General features: G+C 42.2%; 22 protein-coding genes. 14 read left to right on the forward strand and 8 right to left on the reverse strand.

Features of this window, described 5'->3' with window-relative positions; translation table 11 throughout:
* Positions 1–98 precede the first annotated feature (98 nt).
* The 3 genes from fumC to HBHAL_RS05955 all read left to right on the forward strand — a co-directional run bounded on the left by fumC (position 99) and on the right by HBHAL_RS05955 (position 2,165).
* Complete coding sequence (fumC, locus tag HBHAL_RS05945) at positions 99–1,487, forward strand: class II fumarate hydratase (RefSeq protein WP_014642440.1); 1,389 nt, start codon at positions 99–101, stop codon at positions 1,485–1,487.
* A 125-nt stretch (positions 1,488–1,612) separates the two neighbouring features.
* Positions 1,613–1,831, forward strand: a complete 219-nt coding sequence (locus HBHAL_RS05950; protein ID WP_014642441.1) for an alpha/beta-type small acid-soluble spore protein — start codon at positions 1,613–1,615, stop codon at positions 1,829–1,831.
* Positions 1,832–1,907: 76 nt separating this feature from the next.
* Positions 1,908–2,165, forward strand: coding sequence for a hypothetical protein (locus HBHAL_RS05955; protein ID WP_158512350.1), 258 nt, complete (start codon positions 1,908–1,910; stop codon positions 2,163–2,165).
* A 42-nt stretch (positions 2,166–2,207) separates the two neighbouring features.
* Here HBHAL_RS05955 and HBHAL_RS05960 read toward each other — a convergent pair whose 3' ends face one another.
* Both HBHAL_RS05960 and HBHAL_RS05965 read right to left on the reverse strand, forming a co-directional pair.
* Positions 2,208–3,305, reverse strand: a complete 1,098-nt coding sequence (locus HBHAL_RS05960; protein WP_014642443.1) for an ABC transporter ATP-binding protein — start codon at positions 3,303–3,305, stop codon at positions 2,208–2,210.
* Between the two features lie 123 nt (positions 3,306–3,428).
* Positions 3,429–4,325, reverse strand: a complete 897-nt coding sequence (locus HBHAL_RS05965) for a PucR family transcriptional regulator (RefSeq protein WP_014642444.1) — start codon at positions 4,323–4,325, stop codon at positions 3,429–3,431.
* Positions 4,326–4,456: 131 nt separating this feature from the next.
* On the opposite strand from HBHAL_RS05965, the gene HBHAL_RS05970 reads away from it, so the two are divergent.
* Complete coding sequence (locus HBHAL_RS05970) at positions 4,457–4,738, forward strand: metal-sensitive transcriptional regulator (protein ID WP_041601223.1); 282 nt, start codon at positions 4,457–4,459, stop codon at positions 4,736–4,738.
* Between the two features lie 55 nt (positions 4,739–4,793).
* Here HBHAL_RS05970 and HBHAL_RS21705 read toward each other — a convergent pair whose 3' ends face one another.
* The gene (locus HBHAL_RS21705) at positions 4,794–4,970 is read right to left on the reverse strand and encodes a hypothetical protein (protein ID WP_173380430.1); all 177 of its coding nucleotides are present in this window, start codon (positions 4,968–4,970) and stop codon (positions 4,794–4,796) included.
* Between the two features lie 834 nt (positions 4,971–5,804).
* Here HBHAL_RS21705 and HBHAL_RS05975 point away from each other — a divergent pair.
* From HBHAL_RS05975 to HBHAL_RS05985, 3 genes are all read left to right on the forward strand, one after another.
* Complete coding sequence (locus tag HBHAL_RS05975) at positions 5,805–6,941, forward strand: DUF445 domain-containing protein (RefSeq protein WP_014642447.1); 1,137 nt, start codon at positions 5,805–5,807, stop codon at positions 6,939–6,941.
* Positions 6,942–7,026: 85 nt separating this feature from the next.
* A complete protein-coding gene (locus HBHAL_RS05980; protein ID WP_014642448.1) occupies positions 7,027–7,386 on the forward strand; it encodes a YlbF family regulator in 360 nt (119 codons plus the stop codon).
* A gap of 186 nt (positions 7,387–7,572) precedes the next feature.
* Positions 7,573–8,343 (forward strand): enoyl-CoA hydratase, encoded by a 771-nt coding sequence (locus HBHAL_RS05985; RefSeq protein WP_014642449.1) that lies wholly within the window; start codon positions 7,573–7,575, stop codon positions 8,341–8,343.
* An 82-nt stretch (positions 8,344–8,425) separates the two neighbouring features.
* Here HBHAL_RS05985 and HBHAL_RS05990 read toward each other — a convergent pair whose 3' ends face one another.
* Entirely contained in the window at positions 8,426–8,611 is a 186-nt protein-coding gene (locus HBHAL_RS05990; protein ID WP_014642450.1) for a YhzD family protein, read from the reverse strand.
* A gap of 149 nt (positions 8,612–8,760) precedes the next feature.
* Here HBHAL_RS05990 and HBHAL_RS05995 point away from each other — a divergent pair, with 149 nt between their 5' ends.
* The 7 genes from HBHAL_RS05995 (at position 8,761) to HBHAL_RS06025 (ending at position 17,967) form a co-directional block, all read left to right on the forward strand.
* The gene (locus HBHAL_RS05995; RefSeq protein WP_014642451.1) at positions 8,761–9,660 is read left to right on the forward strand and encodes an ABC transporter ATP-binding protein; all 900 of its coding nucleotides are present in this window, start codon (positions 8,761–8,763) and stop codon (positions 9,658–9,660) included.
* Positions 9,653–10,906 carry an ABC transporter permease gene (locus tag HBHAL_RS06000; protein WP_014642452.1) on the forward strand — a complete coding sequence of 418 codons (1,254 nt, stop codon included), beginning with the start codon at positions 9,653–9,655 and terminating at the stop codon, positions 10,904–10,906. The genes HBHAL_RS05995 and HBHAL_RS06000 overlap by 8 nt, the downstream gene beginning before the upstream one ends.
* 282 nt (positions 10,907–11,188) lie before the next feature.
* Entirely contained in the window at positions 11,189–12,439 is a 1,251-nt protein-coding gene (locus HBHAL_RS06005) for a metallophosphoesterase family protein (RefSeq protein ID WP_014642453.1), read from the forward strand.
* On the forward strand, positions 12,436–15,336 hold the full coding sequence (locus tag HBHAL_RS06010; protein WP_014642454.1) for an ATP-binding protein: 2,901 nt from the start codon (positions 12,436–12,438) through the stop codon (positions 15,334–15,336). Before HBHAL_RS06005 ends, HBHAL_RS06010 begins: the two co-directional genes overlap by 4 nt.
* Before the next feature lie 89 nt (positions 15,337–15,425).
* Positions 15,426–15,989 carry a GbsR/MarR family transcriptional regulator gene (locus tag HBHAL_RS06015; protein ID WP_014642455.1) on the forward strand — a complete coding sequence of 188 codons (564 nt, stop codon included), beginning with the start codon at positions 15,426–15,428 and terminating at the stop codon, positions 15,987–15,989.
* 716 nt (positions 15,990–16,705) lie between these two features.
* A complete protein-coding gene (yhaM, locus tag HBHAL_RS06020; RefSeq protein ID WP_014642456.1) occupies positions 16,706–17,653 on the forward strand; it encodes a 3'-5' exoribonuclease YhaM in 948 nt (315 codons plus the stop codon).
* Between the two features lie 119 nt (positions 17,654–17,772).
* A complete protein-coding gene (locus HBHAL_RS06025; RefSeq protein WP_014642457.1) occupies positions 17,773–17,967 on the forward strand; it encodes a sporulation YhaL family protein in 195 nt (64 codons plus the stop codon).
* Positions 17,968–18,037: 70 nt separating this feature from the next.
* Here HBHAL_RS06025 and HBHAL_RS06030 read toward each other — a convergent pair.
* From HBHAL_RS06030 to HBHAL_RS06050, 4 genes are all read right to left on the reverse strand, one after another.
* Positions 18,038–19,197, reverse strand: a protein-coding gene (locus HBHAL_RS06030) for an IS3-like element ISHaha4 family transposase (RefSeq protein WP_087946024.1) whose coding sequence is annotated in 2 segments (ribosomal slippage) — positions 18,038–18,912 and positions 18,912–19,197 — 1,161 coding nt in all. Because the reading frame shifts where the segments join, the coding sequence is not laid out codon by codon here.
* 111 nt (positions 19,198–19,308) lie between these two features.
* Positions 19,309–20,226 (reverse strand): peptidylprolyl isomerase, encoded by a 918-nt coding sequence (locus tag HBHAL_RS06040; protein ID WP_014642458.1) that lies wholly within the window; start codon positions 20,224–20,226, stop codon positions 19,309–19,311.
* A gap of 188 nt (positions 20,227–20,414) precedes the next feature.
* Positions 20,415–20,597, reverse strand: coding sequence for a hypothetical protein (locus tag HBHAL_RS21805; protein WP_041601224.1), 183 nt, complete (start codon positions 20,595–20,597; stop codon positions 20,415–20,417).
* A 126-nt stretch (positions 20,598–20,723) separates the two neighbouring features.
* A complete protein-coding gene (locus HBHAL_RS06050; RefSeq protein WP_231853979.1) occupies positions 20,724–21,254 on the reverse strand; it encodes a DUF3267 domain-containing protein in 531 nt (176 codons plus the stop codon).
* Positions 21,255–21,512 lie beyond the last annotated feature (258 nt).

Raw genomic sequence — 21,512 nt, forward strand, 5'->3', positions numbered from 1 at the left:
CGAAAATTGTTTTTTTAAATCTAAGCTTGAGATGAATGTTCAAAAGATTCTTGATACAATAATGGAGGAGCGAATGAACAAAATAAGGAGGATTTATCATGGATTACCGTATTGAAAAAGATACAATTGGTGAAATACAAGTACCGAGCGAAAAATACTGGGGAGCACAAACCCAGCGAAGTAAACAGAACTTTCCGATCGGTGATGAAAAAATGCCGAAAGAAGTTATCGAAGGTTTTGCGATCTTAAAAAAAAGTGCTGCGCGAGCCAATTTTGAATTAGGACTATTGGAAGAAGAGAAAGCAGACGCCATTGAATACGCAGCGGACCAAATTATTTCCGGTGATCTTGAAGAGCATTTTCCTCTTGTCGTCTGGCAGACAGGGAGCGGCACGCAATCCAATATGAACGTAAACGAAGTTATTGCTTACGTAGGTAATGAATGGCTTAAGAAACAGGAAAGCGAGACGCGCCTGCACCCGAATGATGATGTGAATAAATCACAGAGCTCTAACGATACTTATCCGACAGCTATGCATATTGGAGCTGTTCAGAAGCTTGAGGATGTGGTCCTTCCCGCATTAACTCAACTAAAAGATACCTTAAAAGAAAAAATGGAAGCGTTTGACGAGATTGTAAAAATCGGGCGTACCCATTTGCAGGACGCGACGCCTCTTACACTGGGTCAGGAAATAAGCGGCTGGCATCGTATGTTAGTTAAGACCGAAAATATGATTATAGATAGTACGAAGTATGTAAAAGACCTTGCTATTGGCGGTACAGCTGTTGGGACAGGTTTAAATGCCCATGAAGATTTCTCTGAGCAGGTGGTCGCTAAAATCAATGAAGTTACCGGTAAAGAATTCGTTTCAGCACCGAATAAATTTCACGCGCTCACCTCCCACGACGAGCTTGTGCATACTCATGGTGCACTTAAAGCATTAGCTGCCGATCTTATGAAGATTGCGAATGATGTTCGCTGGCTGGCGAGTGGACCTCGATGCGGGATTGGCGAAATTACCATTCCAGCTAATGAACCGGGAAGTTCGATCATGCCAGGGAAAGTTAATCCTACTCAAAGTGAAGCGGTCACTATGGTTTCCGCACAGATTATGGGAAATGATGCGACCATTGGTTTTGCAGCGAGTCAGGGGAACTTTGAACTGAACGTATTCAAACCTGTCATAGCTTATAACTTCCTGCAGTCTGCCCAGCTTCTTGCGGACAGTATGGTTTCATTTGAAGAGCGCTGCGTACGCGGTCTCGAGCCAAACCATGAACAGATTGAAAAGAATCTGCGCGATTCGCTTATGCTCGTTACGGCACTTAATCCGCATATCGGGTATGAAAATGCAGCCAAAATTGCTAAAACTGCTTTTGAAAAGAATCAAACATTAAAAGAAACAGCGGTGGAATCCGGTATTTTAACTGCTGAGCAGTTTGATGAATACGTTGATCCAAAGGCCATGACGAAGCCTAACGCATAGAGATTTGTATGTTGTTTAGCCATGGAATGAGTCTGGTGAAACCCCTCCATTAATTTCCAGTAATTTTTTTGACATAAAAAATACAATACCGGCTCATACTACTTTTACACAGGAGGTGAGACAATATGGCTAACAACAACAGTTCAAATGAGTTAGTTGTACCTGGTGTTCAACAAGCTCTAGATCAAATGAAATACGAAATCGCTCAAGAATTCGGAGTACAGCTTGGTGCTGATTCTACTTCCCGTGCTAACGGTTCTGTAGGTGGAGAAATCACTAAGCGTCTTGTACAAATGGCTGAACAGCAGTTCGGTGGACAGCAGTACGGACAACAACAAAAATAAATACGTGTGACGAAGGAGGAAGGGTGCGCCCTTCCTCTTTATTTTGTGGGAAAAATCATATTTATTGAATAGAAACTTGTGGAAAGAAGTGCAGCATATGCGGGAATGCGGGATTTGTAATGGCTGGGGTGAAAAAGGACACCCGTGCCCTAAGTGCAAAGGAACGATGGAGGATCAAGGTAGAATTACCGATTTTCTAGATGATTATAGTCCGTACCTCGATCAAAAATGGACGAATCTGGTGGACGGGGATGAAGATTCTTCTATAACAGATGAATGTATTCATCTGTTTATCTGCCGGCAATGCGGTCTTGAGGATGTTCGAAGTTCATAGAGAAAGCGCAGCTTGAGAGCTGCGCTTTCTCTATTATAGCTATTAGCGGATACGTAATTCAGAATCTTTATCGAAGAAGTGAACTTTGTTCATATCAATAGCAAGTTCGATGTCTTCACCGCCGTTAATATCCGTACGGGAGTCTACACGAGCGATAAATTCCTGATCATTAAGACGAGAGTAAAGGTAAGATTCAGAACCCATCATTTCAGCGACTTCGATATGGGCTGTAATCTTCTTGTCCTGGTTAGCATCAATGAAAACCGGCTCATCGTGCATGTCTTCCGGACGAACACCAAGAATCAGTTCTTTACCTATATAGTTCTGATCACGAAGGGTTTTCATTTTTCCTTCTGGAACCGTAATCTTAACGGTGCCAAGATCAATTTGCCCTTCTTCTAATGTACCTTGCAGGAAGTTCATGGCTGGTGAACCGATAAATCCGCCTACGAAAACATTCTCAGGTTTGTCATAAACATCTTTTGGCTTACCGACTTGCTGAATGAGGCCGTCTTTCATAACGACCAGTCGAGTGGCCATCGTCATGGCTTCTGTCTGGTCGTGTGTTACATAGATCGTTGTAGTTTGGAGACGCTGGTGAAGCTTTTGAATTTCTGCACGCATCTGTACACGAAGTTTAGCATCCAGGTTAGAAAGCGGTTCGTCCATCAGGAATACTTTGGCGTCACGAACAATGGCACGTCCGAGCGCGACACGTTGACGCTGACCACCTGATAGCGCTTTCGGTTTACGATCAAGTAAAGCTTCCAGGCCAAGAATGTTGGCTGCATTGTTTACGCGCTGCTCAATTTCTTTTTTGTCCATTTTACGAAGCTTCAATCCGAAAGCCATGTTGTCATAAACGTTCATGTGCGGATAAAGGGCATAGTTCTGGAAAACCATTGCGATGTCCCTGTCTTTAGGAGCAACATCATTCATACGTTTATCATCAATTAGAAAGTCGCCGCCGGTTATTTCTTCAAGTCCTGCAATCATTCTTAGCGTTGTAGATTTACCGCACCCGGATGGTCCTACGAATACTACGAATTCTTTATCGTTAATATCTAAATTAAAGTCTTCAACCGCTTTTACATTCTTATCATAAACTTTTTCAATATTGTTCAGTTTTAGTTCTGCCATTATGTCTCACTCCAATGTAATTTTTGAAATCGCTTTCTTTACTGTTTACAGTGTAGCGAATTCTGAAAAATGGGTAAATGGACAAAGTGCACAAAGATTCGTCATTCATCTTTGTGCACTTTGTTATTGATCCAGAGTGAGCAAGGCAAGATACGTAATCATGGCGCCTTCAAACTGTTTTACATCTATACCGGTTTTCTCAATAAATTTATCTACCCGGTATTGAAGGCTGTTGCGGTGCATGTAAAGGGTTTTAGCTGCCAGGGTCGCATTTGAGCCGGATTGAAGAAACACTTTAATAGTCTGAAGCAGGTCTTTATCCTTTTTAATATCCTGGAAGATAGAACGATGAATATGTTCCCATTGGTGCTCAGGAATAGCTTCAATAAATAGATAAGGCATGACTTCCTTGTAGGTGACAGCTACACCAATTCGGTATTTCATGGCAATCGTATGACAGTAGTCCGCCCACTTATAGATGGATGGAGAGGAAGGTATATCGTCTGAGAATTCGCTGATATAGAACTGAATATTGGTATAAAAATCGCTCATCAGTACATCGACAATGCCCTGGAAGGATAATGGCTCCTGGTTCTTTTCATGAATTTCTTCAATAATAAATCCTTCTCCGTTTGTTTCCCATATAATTGGCATTCTTCTCGGAAAAAGAGATTGGAACGCTTCTTGAAAGGATTCTTTATCTTCAGGAAGATTCGCTATTGAAAAGAACACAAATCGGTATTGAATTGGCCACTGAATCGGCAGTTGATCCTGACTCCCTTTTAAGAAGTCATTCCAGGCCGTCTCCCGTTCCGTTTCTGTCGGAAGACCCACTGGTGCTGGAGTGAGAAAAACGGAAAGCAGTTCAGTATCTCGTGCCTCCGTTTCCTCTTTCAGAATACCGATGGTGTCCATCGAAGGGGTCAAATACCAAGCATAGGCGTCGGAATGGTCGGTTTCTTCAGGATCTGATATAATTAATGAAGGGTAGATCGTTTTAAGCTCGGCAATAATGGGCATGAATATCTTCCTTTTTTATAGATTCTTTACTATTATAGTAGTACATTGGACAATAAACTTAAAATCACCACGCCGCAACTGGGTTTATGGTATAGATCCTATTTATAGGTACAGAAGGGAGTCGTTTCTCTATGGAACAAGTGAAAGACAGTAACTTATATGGTCAGGAAACAAAAAACCGTTTGAAACGGATTGAAGGACAAGTTAGAGGCGTATTGAAAATGATGGATGAAGATAAAGATTGTAAGGATGTCATAACTCAATTGTCAGCTGCCCGTTCAGCTATGGATCGTGCAATCGGATATATTGTAGCAAAGAACCTGGAAGGCTGCATTCGGGAAGCCCATGAAGAAGGCGAATCTGCAGAGGATTTAATTAATGAAGCTGTACAAATGATTGTAAAAAGCAGATAACACAAAGCCGGAGATGTGCGAAGCATCACCGGCTTTTTTTTCATCTTTGCGATCGTTAACGCTTTGGATCTCTTTTGGGCTGCTCAGGAATTTCGTGTACTTCGCCAAGTTGCTCATATCCATGCACGGGTTTCACAGTTCCTCCGGCCATTCCTTCGTTGATCATGCGATCGACATCCAGTTCATACTTATCTTTTCCTTCAGGAACTCGATTGTTTTCGCTTTTCTTCACGTTATTCACCTCCCTGTAATAGTTTGTCCCGTAATGAATAGAACCATGAAGGTTTCACACGATGACCTTTGGATTTTCATATTTCTTATAAGCGGAACTATTCACATCAACAGTTAAGTTCTGTTAAATACTATTTGATTCTTATAAGAGGCTTATTTAAGAAAAAGGCCGGATTGTGGAAGATTCAGCTTCGAGATAACTTGGGTCCGTTGCTGATATAGAGAGGGGCTGGCTACGGAAACAACTCGCTTTCCTGCGCGGGAACTGGCAAGCCTCCTCAGTCGTTATCACTCCTTGTGGGGTCTCGCCTAGCTCCTTCTCCCGCGGGAGTCTCGTCGTTTCCTCCGCCACCCTATGATGGAAGAGTGAACGGACCCTTCTATAGACGATAGAGGGGTTCTTGATCCGCCTTAAATGCTTCTATAGCGGGAATGATCTACACGTACACGCTTATTGTTAGAAGTTTATCTCCATCATAAAACGGCGCGTTTCGAGCAGAGATTTCGAGCTCCATATATCGCAAGGTCCGGAGGGGGACGATGAAGACTTCTGCGGGATGAACATGATCGGTGAGATCCCACAGGGCTGTTAAGCCCGAGGAAGCTCAGCACATGCCCGCGAAAAGCGAAATCGTCCCCCGCAGGACCAAATTCTCACAAAAGTCTCGAAATCAAGTCTTCAAGAAACGGGAGCTTTACTTTAAGAGCAATAAAGGGATTTAGCAGCGTAAAGAATGAAAGGAAACGAAAAACGGCGGTTTTTTTACATAAAAATTGGCACAACCCTTGAAATGTCTTATACTTGGGTGAGATTAAATAAAGAGAGGTTGTACCCATGAATCCTGTATTGCTCGTATTAATGATGATAGGAATCGGTGCGTTAATTGGAGGATTGACCAATTCCCTTGCTATAAAGATGCTTTTTCGGCCCTATCGTGCGTTGTATATAAAGAATTTCCGCCTGCCTTTCACCCCCGGGTTAATTCCAAAAAGACAGAAAGAACTCGCGAGACAACTGGGGCGAATGGTGGTCGAGCATTTACTAACCGCAGAAGGTCTGCGTCGTAAACTGGAAAGACCAGCTTTTCAAACCCAAATGACGGAATGGGCTCAGGAAGAAATTGAGAAAATACTTAACCATCCTGCCACTCTTAAAGAGATGCTGGAGGAACTTGACCTGGATATGAATACGATCCATCTTGAGCAATCGATTTCCAGCTGGGTGGAGAACCGGTATCATTCTGTAATGGATAACTACCGGGATGAAACCTTAGAAAATCTCCTCTCCCACGAATGGAAAGAAAAAATTGAAGTGGGGGCTGATCAGCTCGCTGACCATATTCAAGAGCAGGTTACCTTGTATTTTCAAAGTCCGGAAGGCAGATATAAAGTAACTGCACTAATTGATAATTATCTTGATAACCAAGGGTTTCTTGGAAATATGATTTCGTCTTTTATGGGTCCGGATGGCATTACCGAACGAATCTATCCTGCGATTATTCGGTACGTTTCAGATAAAGAAATGACTTATTGGCTGAGAGGCATGCTTCAGTCTGAACTTCAGCGGGCTATGAATCAGCCTGTTGGATTTTACGAGGATAAGATCGGTCGAGACGCTGTTGGCCATACATTAGGACAAGCCGTCGCGAAAGCACTTCCGCTTGAAGAATGGCTTCAGAAAACGGTAGCGGAATGGTCCAGACCTTATCAGAATAAGATTCTTCAGGAATTCGTGCCTCTTCTCGTTAAGAAAGCGAGCGTACTATTATCCGGCAAGATAGAAAGTATGATGGAATCCATGCACCTTTCAGAAATTGTGAAGGAAGAAGTGGAAGCTTTCCAGGTTGATCGGCTGGAGGAAATGGTCCTTGGAATCTCCCGACGGGAATTCAAAATGATTACCTATCTAGGGGCATTGCTTGGCGGTCTGATTGGATTGCTGCAGGGTTTAATTGTTTTATTTCTCGGATAAATAGGGATTCCTATACATCACATCTTCAGTTTGTTATAGTGGGGTAGGAGTCAAAGAAGGAAACCATTTAGGAGGCTTTTAATTTATGTCTAATATCTATGATCACGCGTATGATCTTGAAAAAGCAATTAGAAACAGTGAGGAATTCACAAGCTTGAAAGAAGCTTATGAAGCAGTAATGAACGATGAAGCTGCTAAAAAAATGTTTGAAGATTTCCGTCAGACACAAGTAACTCTTCAACAGAAACAAATGCAAGGCGAAGAGATTTCTGAAGAAGAAGTAGAAGAAGCTCGTAAAGTTGTTGAACTTGTTCAGCAGCACCCTCAGATTTCTAAACTGATGGAAGAAGAGCAGCGCTTGAACACGGTTATCAATGATGTTAGTAAAATCATCACTAAACCGCTGGAAGAGCTTTACGGAAACCCGGAAGAGCCACAGCAATAATAAGGAAAGCCATCCTCCTCGAGGGTGGCTTTTTTTCTTTTTATTGGTGGTTCATCAATAAGACCAGGAGATAGAGGTCTCCAAAAAACTTGTGTCTCTATCGCTAGTTTTATGTCGGTTCGTGCAGGGAAAATTCTTACAAATGGAGAAATAGAATATAGAGAATTATTATAAAGGGGTTTGAGAATGAAACATTTCCTTATTGAAGAAATAGACAATGTCGTCCATTTAAAGATAGCCCGTGGTGAAAAATATAATGCCCTGGATGCAGAAATGCTGAAAGAATTCGCTGAAGCGATTCAACAGGTGAAAGAATATGAAGGCCAGGTAGTCGTCCTTTCCGGAAAAGGAGATGGCTTCTGCGCTGGCGGAGATCTTAGCATGATGGACACAGTGAGTGATGCAAAGCAATATGACGAGGTAATGAATCATATCGAAACGATTGTGTCATCCATCTATACCATGCCGAAAATCGTGGTTTCGGCTATTCACGGTCCTGCCGTAGGACTTGGATTAAGCATTGCACTTGCAGCGGATTACGTAGTAGCGGAGCCGGATGCTACGATTTCAATGAATTTCATTGGCATTGGCCTTATTCCTGACGGAGGGGCTCACTTTTGGCTCCAGCAGCGTCTAGGGACTCACCAGGCGAAGCAATTTGCCTGGAAAGGAGAACAGATGAGAGCGAAAGAGGCCTATGACCACAAACTGGTGGATATCGTGGTGAACGGATCCGTGCAGGAAGAAGCTCATGAACTCGCTAAAAAATGGAGCAGGCGTCCGTTAAAATCCATGATCGCGACGAAGGAGATTTATCATCAGTATGGACTTGATCAATTAATGCTTTATCTTTCAAAGGAACGAAAAGCCCAGTGGGATATGAAGCAGACTCATGATCACCATGAGGGTGTAAAAGCTTTCAAAGAAAAAAGACAGCCTCATTTTAAAGGAGAGTAAAAAAAGCCGCGCAGATAAGCGCGGCTTTATTACGTGAGATCGTTAAGGTCATTACAGGCTTAAGCCAGTAGGGCGAAATTTGTTATCGGTGAAACAGTACCAGGTGCCCTTCAGGTGCAACACAGCGATGAGTCTGTTCACTGTACCCTTCCTCTGCTAACCTTTCCCGCCCAATTGTTTTTGCTTCATTATCATTCTCCGCCTGGAATGTCTCATCCAGAACGTTCGTACCATCACTTTTAAATACGGTTAAAAAATACGTCTTCACAACTTTTTCCTCCTTGAACTGAATAAGTGTTCATTATTTTACATTGGCGATTGATGAATGAAATTCCTGCCTTCTAGAAAATTTTTTAATTAAATGAAACTAAACAGTAGCCTTTTCGTAGTAGAATTAGAAGGAAAGGGGTGCAGAGGATGACTTTACGACTAGAGAATGTAACCAAGAAATTCGGATCGTTTACAGCGGTCGATGATTTATCGCTGGAGATTCCTGAAAAACAGATTTTTGGCTTTTTAGGGGCTAATGGGGCAGGGAAAACCACGACCTTTCGTATGATTCTGGGGCTTATGGATCAAACAAAAGGATCCATCTCCTGGAACGAGGGATCGATCGGATATGACCAAAGCCATTTGATTGGTTACTTACCAGAGGAAAGAGGGCTGTATCCGAAATTAAAAGTACAGGAACAACTTATTTACTTAGCTAAACTAAGAGGGATGAACAAGTCGGAGACGGTAAAAGAACTGGACTATTGGCTGGATCGATTTAAAGTACCTGAATATAAAAATAAAAAAGTGGAAGAGCTGTCCAAGGGGAATCAGCAAAAGATTCAATTTATCTCAGCTGTGTTACATAAACCTAAATTGCTCATATTGGATGAGCCTTTTTCAGGCCTTGATCCAGTAAATGTGGAAATGTTGAAGAAAGCGGTTGTGGACTTGAAAGACGCGGGAACCTCCATTGTTTTTTCTTCTCACCGGATGGAGCATGTGGAAGAACTCTGCGAGTATCTATGTATACTTCATCACGGAACACCGGTGGTTCGTGGACGTTTGAAAGATATTAAGCGTTCCTTTGGCAAGAAAAATATTCGGGTACATGCCGATTTCGACACTGCTTACCTGGAGCAAATTCCCGGCGTAACCAAATATAAGCCTGTGCAGGACGGTTGTGAACTGGAAGTGGAATCTGAAAACATTTCACAGGAAGTTTTTCGAGAACTGCAAGGAAAAGGCTTTGTCCGCACGTTTGACCTGGAAGAGCCGACATTGAACGATATCTTTATTGAGAAGGTGGGGGCTTCCTATGAATAAATTCTTCATTATGATGGGGCACACCTATAGAAACAGGGTGAAATCAAAATCATTTCTAATTACCACGATCATTACAGTGCTTATTATTTTTGGACTAACAAATTTACAGCAAATTATTAATTCTTTTAGTGGTGATGAGGAAGAGAAAACGGTTGCCATGATTGCTGAGAACGAAGAATGGATTGAATCCATTAAACAGCAGATGGGGGCAAATCAGGAAGTGGCTGTTGAAGACTACAGCGGAAGTCTGGAAGATGCAAAGGAGAGAGTGGAAGCGGGAGATTTTCAATCCGTTACGGTTCTTGAAGAAGCAGAGAATGGTCTGCCTCAAGCTGATTATTATGCCAACCAGGTTGCCAATACAGGAACGAGTGAACCGATCAGGCAGGCTCTCCAGCAGCTTAAAGTTCAAATTATTACAGAAAGAGCGAACGTGAATGATGAAGTCCTTCAACAGATTTCTGCTCCTGTTGCCTTTGAATTAAACGCACTTGAAGAAAGTGCGAAAACGGCGGAGGAGCTAAATCAGACACGAGGTCTCGTTTACGTTATGCTGTTTTTTATGTATTTTGCTGTGATGATGTATGGCAATATGATTTCAACTGAAGTGGCCACTGAAAAATCAAGCCGGGTTATGGAAATCCTGATTTCGAGTGTATCTCCTGTAAGTCAGATGTTTGCCAAAATTATCGGCATTGCTCTGGTTGGGTTAACACAGTACGGGATTTTTATCCTGGTGGGTTATTTAGGGATTCAGCAAAGTAAAAACTCCGGAAGCGGGTCATTGCTTGAATCATTTGGTTTGACGAATGTAGATCCGTTAACTGTTGTATATGCCCTCGTATTCTTTGTGCTTGGTTATTTGCTGTATGCAACGCTCGCAGCCACACTGGGTTCGCTCGTAAGCCGGCTTGAAGATGCCCAGCAAATCGTAGCCCCTATGATGATGCTTGTTATTGCTGCATTTCTTATTTCCATGTATGGCCTTGCGCAGCCGGATGCTGCTTTTATTACCATCAGTTCCTACTTTCCATTCTTTGCTCCCCTGACTATGTTCCTGCGTGTGGGGATGCTCGATATACCGATATGGGAAGTGCTGCTTTCGATCGGAATATTAATTGGTTCCATTGCTCTGCTTGCCTTCCTGGGAGCGCGCATTTATCGTGGCGGAGTACTGATGTATGGGAAATCTTCATCCTTAAAGGATTTGAAAACAGCTTTGCAGCTTTCTAAAAAGGAAAAATAGAACCAATCCGCGTTTCCAAACTGGGAGCGCGGTTTTTCTATTTCCTTCGCTAGCCATACACTTCTGGGCAGGATAGAACGGCCGCTACTAGCATTATGCAGGGTGCGTTGAACGCTTGAAAAGAAGATTCACATTACAAATATCCCTCTTTATGTTACGAAATAGGCAGGTTAACTGTAAAAGCGGCACCTAAATGAAACAGAATCTTAAAAAGGCGAACGTGCATTCGAAATACACCTTTGTTAAAATAAAGGAAAACAAAAGAAAAAAAGGGGTGGGGCTATGCCAGAAAAGCTGCGATTTATTCATGCGGCAGATTTGCATCTGGACAGTTTGTTTAAAAGTAAAAGCCATGTATCTAAAGCGCTGTTGGAACGTTTAAGAATGAGCACCTTCGAAGCTTTTGACCGACTTATTGATGCCGCTATCCGGTATCAGGTAGATTTCGTTTTAATCGTTGGTGATTTGTTCAATGAGGAAATGAGAAGCTTGAAAGCTCAAATACACTTGAGAAAAGGCTTTGAACGACTGGCCGATCATGCTGTGCAGGTGTATGTCAGTTATGGTAACCATGATTTTTTACAAGGGGCTCATTACCCGATTGATTTTCCAGAAAATGTACATATATTCACCTCCCAGGATGTAGAAGCTTTTACATATAAGAAAAAGGGAGAGGCACTAGCCAATCTATATGGCTTCAGTTACGTGGAGAAGAAGGTCACAGATCGTAAGGTGAATGAGTACAGTCGTAAAGGAGGGGCTCCTCTGCATATTGCCATGCTTCATGGAAGTCTCGATACAAATACCGAACATGACGTGTATGCCCCGTTCCGTCTGGAAGAATTGTACGAGAAGCAGATGGATTATTGGGCTCTTGGTCATATCCATAAGCGTCAGTTCTTATCGGAAGATCCGCCTATTGTCTATCCAGGAAATATTCAAGGTCGTTCAAGGAAGGAATCGGGGGAAAAAGGCTGTTACCTGATTGATTATGATAACGGAGAGTGGAAAGAAACATTCCTGTCTTTGCAAAGTTTCGTGTATGAAACGATATCTCTTTCTGGTGAGCATCTGGATACGCCTCAGGAGCTTGAAAGGATCCTGGATGAAGCCAAATCATTGGTACAGCGAAATGATGGGGGCGTCATGCTGGAAGTTATCCTCACTTCTACGCATGGGCGACTTAAGAAGTGGCAGTCTGAGGGACTGCTTGAAGATTGGATAGAGCTCTTGAATGAAGATGAAGGAGAAGAAGATCATTGGGTGTGGATCGATCGCGTCCGCATTGAAGATAAGCCTCTCCTGGATGAAGAAGACCTTAGGAAAGGTCAGCATTTTACTGGTGAGCTGCTTAGAGAGATCGAGGGGCTGGAAGATGGAGAGTTAGAAAATTGCCTGTCCCCTTTATTTCGCCACCGGAAAGCTTCCAGATTCTTAGAGACACTTTCCGTCGAAGAAAAGCAGGAAATCATTGAGGCAGCAAAAACGCTCACACTGAATCAGCTGTTAACAAAAGAGGGTGAGCATTCATGAAAATTAAAGAGATCCATATTTACGGATTTGGAAAATGGAAGGACCATTCCATAAAGCTTGAGAACGAGCAGGTTACTCTCATAACCGGCCAGAATGAAGCTGGCAAATCAACGCTATATCAGTTTATTCTCTTTATCCTCTTTGGCCTCCCGCCAAAGGAACGTGAATTTTACCGTCCTAAAAGCGGGGGGACGGTAGGTGGAAAGCTGATCGTATCTACTCTCGAGTACGGAGAGGTAGGGATTGAACGGCTGCATGAAAAAGAGAACGGCAAAGTAGTCTGCTATATGCAGGACGGCAGGGAAGAAGGAGAAGAGTGGCTTAAGTACCAGCTTGGCAGAATGAACCGCGATGTTTACGATTCCATTTATAGTTTTAATGCCGAAGATTTAACAAACCTGAACCAATTAAGAGGCAGTGAGATTGGGGAAGTGCTTTTAAATATAGGGCTGACTGGCTCGGAACAGATTTACCAGACGGAAAAATGGCTGGATAAAATGAGTCAAGATCTTTTTAAACCAAAGGGCAGAAAGCCGGAAGTTAATCAGCAGCTTCAAGTTGTTGAGGATCTATATCGGAAACAGGCTATGGCAGAAAAAGAAGAAGGCTCTTACCAGAAATTGAAATCAGACTTGATAAAATGGACCGAACAAGTGAAGGAAACGAGTGAAGAGATCTCAGATAGAAGAAGCGAGCAGTACAGTTTAGAACAAATGATTAAAGCACTCCCGCTTGTCCTTGAATTCCATCAACTGAAAGCCGAAATGAAGGAGGCTGATGGGGATGATTCATTTCCGGAAGAAGGCCGTGAGCGCTATCAGCAGGTTAAAGAAGCCATTCTTCCATTGGAAAGTGAAAAACAGGTAACGAAGACAAAGCAGGAGGAATGGTTATCCAGGCAGCAAGCTATCAAGCAGCAGCTCGTTTCAGAAGAGGATTGGAAGGAAGCGGAATCTCTTCTTGAAAAACAAGCAGGCTTTGAGCGTGCCTCTCATGAAATAGAGCAATGGAAAGAGAGGAAAGCTGAGCTTCAGGAGAAAATTGAATACGATCGTAAGCAGATGCATGTTCCAATTCAAGATGACGAGTGGAATGATTATTCTTTTCCTTTTTATATAGAAGAAACATGGAGCAGCTTAAAACAGGAAGCGAAAACGATTGATCAGGAAGAGGCACGCCTGGATGAACGGGAGTCTGAGCTGAAAGTGGATAAGCATTCCATTCAGAAACGTAAGGAATCCCTGGCACAAAAGATGATGGATGAAGACAAAGTGAGAAGCTATACAGAGCAGTTGACTATGCACGGTCAGACTGGAGCTTCTTCTCATGATGAGACACCGGCACAGTTATTGAAAGTATATCGGCTGATGTGGATTCTATTTACTATGATCTTGTTTACAGCCGGATGGACGATCGCCCTGCTTTCCTCCCTTATGGTAATTGGTCTCATAGCTACTCTTATGAGTGGAATAACGGCTTTTTGCGCTTTTTGGAGCCATCGATCTTTGCAGAAGGTAGTACCAGTAAAAGAGCATCCTTCCGCACCTGTCCATTCCGTATCGGAAATTCAGCAAAAGTTGTCTGAGTATGAAAAAGATAAAGCTGAACGTGCTCATCTGGAAGATCAGGAGCGAAACGTCAGCCAGGAGGAAATACGCCTGGAAGAAAGAAAGAGACACCTGAATCAGCGGAAAAAAAGGCTTGAAGCTGGCATACAGGAACAAGAAACCCTCTATCCATTTTTAACATCTCTATCTATTGATCATTGGGAGAAATTATACCACTGGCTAACGCAGGCTAAGCAGAAGTGGTCGGAAATTGAAAAGCTGGAACAATCCATTAAGGAACATGAGGAATGGATACATCGTGTTCTTCATGACTTGAAAAGGTTTTATGAGCGTCTGAATTGGGAATCGGAATCCAAAGAGCCACTTGTGATCTGGAGCGGCCTGAGAAGCTGGGCGAACCAGCATCAGCAACTTCAAAAAGAACTGTCATCCGTAAACGAACAAATCTCCCAGACAGAACAACAGCTGAAAGAAATCAACGCTAGACTTGATGTCTACTATGAAAAGCGTCAGGATCTATTCAATCAAGCTGGTGTTCCCTCAGAAGAAGCATTTTACCTTCGACTAAAGCAGACTGAAACATTAAATGAACAAAATGCTCGGCGCCATTCACTTATTCAGCAGACCCACCGGCTTCTGTCTGAAAAAGAGCAGAAGCAGTTTGCTGTCTGGCAGCATCCTCCCGATGAATCCAAGTTACAGGTGCAATGGAATGCAACCAAAGAAAAGATGCAGGATAAAGAGAAGGAGCAGAGGGAGTTGCAGCAGCAGGTGGCCGATGCAAAAAGCAAATTGAGGACTTTAGAAAGTTCCGGGCAATATTCTGAGCTGGTTCACTATTACGAAGCGGAACGGTCGAAGCTCAAAGACCTCGCTATCGAATGGGCTAAATACCAGCTCGCCGGCCATGTGGTTCACAAAACAAAAGAAAAGTACAAACAAACCTACTTACCTCAAGTTTTGGAGCAGGCAGGAAAGTATTTTTCCCGTTTGACTAGCGGCAAATATCCAGCTGTACACCTGCTTGAGGATCGTGAAGCGTTAAGGATAGAAGACTGTGAAGGTAAGGTTTATGAGGTGTTTGAGCTTTCCCGGGGAACGAGGGACCAGTTATATGTATCCTTACGCTTAAGCTTAGGAAAAATAATGGCCGAAACTGTCCGACTTCCCTTCCTTTTAGATGATGCGTTCGTACATTTTGACCAGCAGCGGCTCCCGGTCATGCTGGAGATCATAGAAGAGATGTCTAATGACCACCAGACTATTCTTTTTACATGGAGAAGCGACCTCGCCAGCAGTTTCCAAAAGGTAGAGGAGCATAAACTTTAGTAAAATAGGGAATAAGGTCGCAAAGTACTGGCATTAGTGATAAAATGTTTTAAGATTATAAAGAGGAAATAGCAAATGGAGGGTTTCCATTGCCAAACACACAAAACGAAGAATGGAATAAATACGAAGAGACAATCGAACAATTCATACAAGTGATTGCTAAAAACATGACTTTGTACGGGATCACTCCTTCAATCGGCCGTTTATACGGGGTTTTATATTTTGCGGAGGAGCCTATGACCCTGGATGACATGAGGGAAGCTCTGGCAATGAGTAAGACCAGTATGTCCACTGGTGTCCGGGCCCTTTCGGATATGAAGATGGTGGAACCGTCTTTTAAAAAAGGGGTACGCAAAGACTTGTATAAATCAGAAGAAGATTGGTACAAGTCATTTACCTCTTTATTCAGCAGCCGGTGGAAACACCATACTGAAACCAATATTGAAGAAGCTGATGAAGCTCTTGAAGAATTGAGAGAATTGAAAGAGAATACTGATGATCAGGAACTTCAGGAGAAAATTGATCAGGACATTTTCAGACTGGAATATGCCCAGGATTATTACCGCTGGTTAATTAAATTTATTCACGTGGTGGAATCCGGTGAAATTTTTAAATATGTTCCAAAGATTGATCAGCGGGAAAAAAAGAAATAAAGAACAGACAGAAGCTGGCCTATCATTCCATTAGCTAACAATCATATGCTGAGGGAAAGGGTCCAGCTTCTTTGTTATAGGCTCTATTCAACCTTCGCCTTGACTATTAAAGATAACCTCCCATTACTTGAAGACTCAGTTTCGAGATAAATGGGTCCTTTACGTTAGATGGACAAGGGCTGGTGGGGAAATAACTCGCTTTCCTATGGGGGAACGGTGAGCTTCCTCGCTCGTTTCACTCCCTGTGGGATCTCACCTAGTCCCTTCTCCCATGGGAGTCTCATCATTTCCCCACCACCCCAACTATAATGTTGCGAACGGACCCTTCCAGAAGAGAATGGTTCTCCTCTGTAATCTGTAGGGAATGCTATCATGACGGGCTGTGTGGGTCGTTATATCCTAACTACATGGTCTAATACTTCATTATGCAGGTGATGGTTGAAGTGGTTTCGAGCTTCTGATTTGGCCAGGTCCGGAGGGGGGATGATGAAGACTCCTGCGGGATAAACATGATCGGTGAGACCCCGGAAGTCGAAGACTGAGGAGGCTCAGCACATGCCCGCGGAAAGCGAATCATCCCCCGCAGGACCTTTCTTGTCATAAAAGTATCTCGAAATCGAGTCTTACACAATCCGGCCCTTTAGTGAAACAATCTCTTTAAGAAATATCGATGTTAATGATAACTTGTAAAATAAAAAAGAAAGGAAGTGGGAGGATTGAAAAAGGGAATAGCACACTATCAAATCGGGGATTCATTTGATTACTTTCTATTGATAAAAACGGCAGTAAAAGGAGTAGCCAGCAATGGCAAGCCATTCTTAACCCTCCTACTTAAAGATCAGACCGGCGAAATTGATGCCAAACTCTGGGAAGCAAGCTCGGAAGATGAGAGGGTATTCCAGCAGGGAGAACTAGTGAAGGTGACCGGGGAAGTAGGGCAGTTTCGCAATAAACCTCAACTGAAAATCCACAGTATTCGTCCCTCCCAGCCGACAGACGGTGTCTTTCACAACGATTTTATTGAAAAAGCACCTGTGGAGAAGGAAGAGTTGATGGAGCGGATTACAGAAGCCATCTTCGAAATGAAAAATGCCAATTTTCAGCGCATCACACGCCAGTTTGTAAAACAGTACCAGGAGGATCTGCTCAGTTATCCTGCAGCTGTCAGAAACCATCATGAATATGTATCGGGACTCGCCCATCATATTGTCAGCATGCTGAACATAGCGAAGGAAATGAGTAAGCTCTATCCAGATATTGATAAAGATTTGCTGTACGCTGGAATTATTCTGCATGATCTCGGCAAAATAAAGGAATTCTCCAATGCCGTGGCCCCGTCTTATACCACGGAAGGAAAATTAATTGGTCATATCTCGCTTATGGCAGAAGAGGTCCGTATCGTCGCTAATGATTTGCAGATTGAAGGGGAAGAAGTCACGGTGCTGCAGCATATGATCCTCTCCCATCACGGAAAAGGCGAATGGGGTAGTCCAAGGCCGCCTTTAATTAGAGAAGCCGAGCTTTTACATCACATTGATATGCTGGACGCGAGAATGAATATGTTGGACAGAGCTTTGAAAAAAACAGCTCCGGGGGAGTTCACCGAGAAGATTTATCCCATGGAACAGCGTGCTTTTTATAAACCTTCCTTTGAAGATAAGTAGAATGATTTGGCTTGTCCTGAAAGTTTAATAGAATAAATAGAGATGAAACTCTAAGCTTGTTCATATTTTTCAAACGCTGCTCATAGAATGGATACAAATGGAATAGGGAGGAAACAACCATGTTGTTCGGAATTCCAATTTGGGTCTTCTTTTGTATCGTGTTTATATTTATAAGTGGTTATATGGCACTGCGGGCAATGCGAGCGGAACATCATCTGGAACAGCAGCATATTGAGCAGGAAGGACAAGTTTATTTAACGCGTATGGAAGAAGAAAAAGAAAGACGCAATCAACACAGAAAAGTGATGATGTAAGTGAATCATATAAAAAAGTCCCTGATGTTTATAATGGAGTGCCACAGTAAAATAAGACTCAATAAAACACCTAGGCTGCCATTACTCTGAATTCAATTGGAGTTTGGCAGTTTAGTTTTTGAAAAGGTCGACAATAATTGTAGTAATACATGTACGTATCGATTTTTGAGCGTACGGTATGATGATCTATTTTTCCTCGGTCCAGAGGACTGAATTCTTCCGATTTTATCGTGGAGTGGAAGGATTCGATGACGGCATTATCAAAGCAGTTCCCCCGTCGGGACATGCTTGTGATAATGCCTCTTTTTTTGGCCTCTTCTTGAAATTCATAGGACGTGTACTGCGAACCTTGATCGCTATGAAGGATCACTTCATAGACGTCACGTCCTTCGCAAGCTTTCCTCAACGTATCTAATACGAAGGACGTATCTTGTTTATCACTGATCGTGTACGCGAGGATTTCGTTGTTGTATAAGTCCATAATCGTTGATAAATATAACATTTTCTCTCCGTAAGGAAGATAGGTAATATCTGTTACCCATTTTTCATTAGGTCTCGTAGACGTAAAGTTTCTCTCTAAATAATTCGGTACCACAATCTTACTTTCCCCTGCGATATAACACTGTCTCTTTGGTTTTACGCGACATTGAATATGGTATTTCTGCATGATTTTTTGAACGGTATTTCGATTGAGTTTGATTTGGTATTCCTTACGTAAGAGGTCACGGACCATACGGTGTCCCACTCTAAATTTTAGATCTTCACATAGCTCAATGATCTTCTTCTCCAGGACCGACGGTCCCCATGACTTTCCCCGCCAGCGATAATAGGTGGCTTTAGCTATACCAAAGCATTCACAAATATCTTTCACAGGATACTTGTGCTTAAATGTTTCTACGATTTGGATGAATACTTCTGGAACCACTTCCTTTCGATTTCCTGGTACTTTTCCAACAGTTCTTCTCTCATATCATAATAGGCAATCTTTTTCTTCAGTTGGGTCATTTCATCCTCGTCTTCCGGCCCTTTCCCGTGAGAATATTGTTTCCCTATAGGCTGAGCAAACCGGTGGTTTTCCCCATTTCTAAACCATTTCATCCACGTTTTAATCTGGGACTTATTCTTAATTCCAAACATGTCCATCAACTCTTGATTCGTGTGATTCCCTTCTAATTTTAATTGAACTACTTTCTTTTTTACTTCTTCGGGATAGTGAACTTTTTTACCCATAAGAAAAACACCTCCAAGTGTAGTATTACAACTTTGAAGGTGTTTTATTACGTCTCATTTTTCTAGGTCACTCTAATAAACATTAGGGACTTTTTTTCGTTGCCGGATGATTTATTCTTCAGAAGAACTGTTCTCCTCTGAAGAGCCGTTTTCAGCTTGTGCAGGTTCTGCCTGCTGTTTAAACAGATCCTTGTACTCATCAAGCTTCACATCAATTTCAGCTTCCTGCATCATGGTATTCATTTTTTCTTGTAGTTTGGCCTGATCTACGTTTTGGCTGACTAGTGTACGTTTGATTTCTTCTTTAGCTTCTTCGTATGACTTCACATCTTCAGCGTCACGTTTGTCGGTCACTTTAATAATATGGAAGCCGAACTGCGTTTTTACTGGTTCGCTTACCTCACCTTTTTCAAGACCATAAGCTGCTGCTTCAAATTCCGGAGCCATCTTGCCAGGTCCGAACCATCCGAGTTCGCCACCTTGCTGAGCAGATCCGTCAGATGAATATTCTTTGGCAAGTTCCGCAAATGAGCCGCCATCTTCAAGCTGCTGTTTTACTTCTTTCGCCGTTTCTTCATCTGAGACTAAAATGTGGCTCGCTTGTACTTCGGTCTTCATGCGTTCATAATACTGTTTCATTTCTTCTTCTGAAATCTCTACATCCTCAGCTGCAGCTTTTTCCTGAAGCAGGCTGAATCGAATAGTTTCTTTAAATTGTTCTTCACTGGAAAATCCGCTTTGTTGCAGAACCATTTCAAACTGGTCACCATATTGTTCTTTTAATGATTCAAGTTCCTGGTTCACAGCTTCATCGGATACTTCATATTTTTCGGCAAGAACTTCTTTCATCACAAGTTGCTGGAGCACTTGTTCACCGTTCTTGCTTTTCAATTCCTGGTAAAATTCTTCTTTTGTTACGTTTCCACCGCTCGTTTCTACTACGGTTTCTGAATCATCCGCATTGGAAGAGCAGGCAGATAAAGTGAATACGCTAGCCGCAAGAGCCGCTGTAATTACTATTTTCTTCATTTCACGTACACTCCTATAAAACATTTTATTATTGTTGACGTAGAGGTATTCTGAACAGCCCATGAGTAAATATAACACAGAATGACTAGCGACTGCCATATTCTTCATTAAAAATTTGTGACAGGCTGATTACGGCCGGCAGAATCTAAAAAACAGGCCGGGCTGTATGGGCAACCTGGCCTGTCTGTTTAAAGTGTTATAAGCACTTCTACATATGAAGATATGAGTAATATCGTAATGAGGACATTGATAGTCCGGAATACGCGAGTTTGCTTTTCATTCGACATCTTTGTTTTCAAGCATAAGGAATGAGTGAGTGAATTGAATACGAATAAAATAACGAGCGCATACAAGATGAATCCGAATGCCATGACGATGTACCTCCTTTATTCCCTATGAAACTACTCTATCAAAATTTCCAGTAATTGAACAGAAGAAAGGCGTGAAAAATAAAAAGCAGCTGTTACACAGGGGTACAAGCTGCTTCATAGCAAGGGTTACGCTTCTCTTTGACGAATTAAAATATCGTAGCCATCTTTAGCGTTTTCGATTACACATTTTCTAGGTGCTCTTGCAAAATAGTTTAAATATAGAAAGTCAGGAAATGATAATCCAATATTGACCGCTGCAAAGATTACCAAATAAGCAAAGTAATTAGGGAATACACAGCTCATGATGAGTGTTGGAATCGTAATAAAGAAAGTCGGCGCTAAGGCCATCATCATAGAAGTCTGTTTTGAAAGTTTAGATTTGCATTGGTAAGTGAACGTCGGCAGCATTCTTCTTCTGAATTTAAATTTTACACTGAAACGCTTGTAAAGCAGTACTAAAGGTAAGATATGCATTAGCCTATGCAAAGCTGGCAAAAAGAATAAAATAACGATTAATGGCAGAAAGCCATGATCTTTCATATCATGCGTGCCATGCAGCATGGAAAATGGCAGATATAATATCAAAAAGGACAGTAGTCCTGTTAAAAATGACATCAGATAAACACGATTGAGACCGAATTCTTTATTGATGTTCACTGATTTCCAGCAATTCATCATAGAATCCCCCTTTACTGCAGAAATTGGTGTGAATAAGTTACGAATATTTATAGAAAATTAGTATTTGTAATACGTTCTTATTTGACTTGCACATTTGGAATAATAGTACCTTTACAAGGAAAAAGCAATAGGTTTTTCGTAAAAAAAATAATTGCTTTATAAACCGCCATGGTGGGGCTGAACCTGATGAGGATTATAGAGAGATGAAAGAATAAAGTAGGAAAATTGTGAAAAATT

The sequence above is a fragment of the Halobacillus halophilus DSM 2266 genome, from assembly GCF_000284515.1.
GTDB lineage: Bacteria > Bacillota > Bacilli > Bacillales > Halobacillaceae > Halobacillus > Halobacillus halophilus.

What these genes read in the sequence shown, in the direction of transcription:
- fumC (WP_014642440.1), top strand. Translation starts at nt 99, where the DNA reads ATGGATTACCGTATTGAAAAAGATACAATTGGTGAAATACAAGTACCG.
- HBHAL_RS06000 (WP_014642452.1), top strand. Translation starts at nt 9,653, where the DNA reads ATGAATAAATTCTTCATTATGATGGGGCACACCTATAGAAACAGGGTG.
- HBHAL_RS05960 (WP_014642443.1), bottom strand. Translation starts at nt 3,305, where the DNA reads ATGGCAGAACTAAAACTGAACAATATTGAAAAAGTTTATGATAAGAAT.
- HBHAL_RS21805 (WP_041601224.1), bottom strand. Translation starts at nt 20,597, where the DNA reads ATGGCATTCGGATTCATCTTGTATGCGCTCGTTATTTTATTCGTATTC.
- HBHAL_RS05970 (WP_041601223.1), top strand. Translation starts at nt 4,457, where the DNA reads ATGGAACAAGTGAAAGACAGTAACTTATATGGTCAGGAAACAAAAAAC.
- HBHAL_RS06010 (WP_014642454.1), top strand. Translation starts at nt 12,436, where the DNA reads ATGAAAATTAAAGAGATCCATATTTACGGATTTGGAAAATGGAAGGAC.
- HBHAL_RS06025 (WP_014642457.1), top strand. Translation starts at nt 17,773, where the DNA reads ATGTTGTTCGGAATTCCAATTTGGGTCTTCTTTTGTATCGTGTTTATA.
- HBHAL_RS05950 (WP_014642441.1), top strand. Translation starts at nt 1,613, where the DNA reads ATGGCTAACAACAACAGTTCAAATGAGTTAGTTGTACCTGGTGTTCAA.
- HBHAL_RS05985 (WP_014642449.1), top strand. Translation starts at nt 7,573, where the DNA reads ATGAAACATTTCCTTATTGAAGAAATAGACAATGTCGTCCATTTAAAG.
- HBHAL_RS05980 (WP_014642448.1), top strand. Translation starts at nt 7,027, where the DNA reads ATGTCTAATATCTATGATCACGCGTATGATCTTGAAAAAGCAATTAGA.
- HBHAL_RS05965 (WP_014642444.1), bottom strand. Translation starts at nt 4,325, where the DNA reads ATGCCCATTATTGCCGAGCTTAAAACGATCTACCCTTCATTAATTATA.
- HBHAL_RS06040 (WP_014642458.1), bottom strand. Translation starts at nt 20,226, where the DNA reads ATGAAGAAAATAGTAATTACAGCGGCTCTTGCGGCTAGCGTATTCACT.
- HBHAL_RS06005 (WP_014642453.1), top strand. Translation starts at nt 11,189, where the DNA reads ATGCCAGAAAAGCTGCGATTTATTCATGCGGCAGATTTGCATCTGGAC.
- HBHAL_RS05975 (WP_014642447.1), top strand. Translation starts at nt 5,805, where the DNA reads ATGAATCCTGTATTGCTCGTATTAATGATGATAGGAATCGGTGCGTTA.
- HBHAL_RS05995 (WP_014642451.1), top strand. Translation starts at nt 8,761, where the DNA reads ATGACTTTACGACTAGAGAATGTAACCAAGAAATTCGGATCGTTTACA.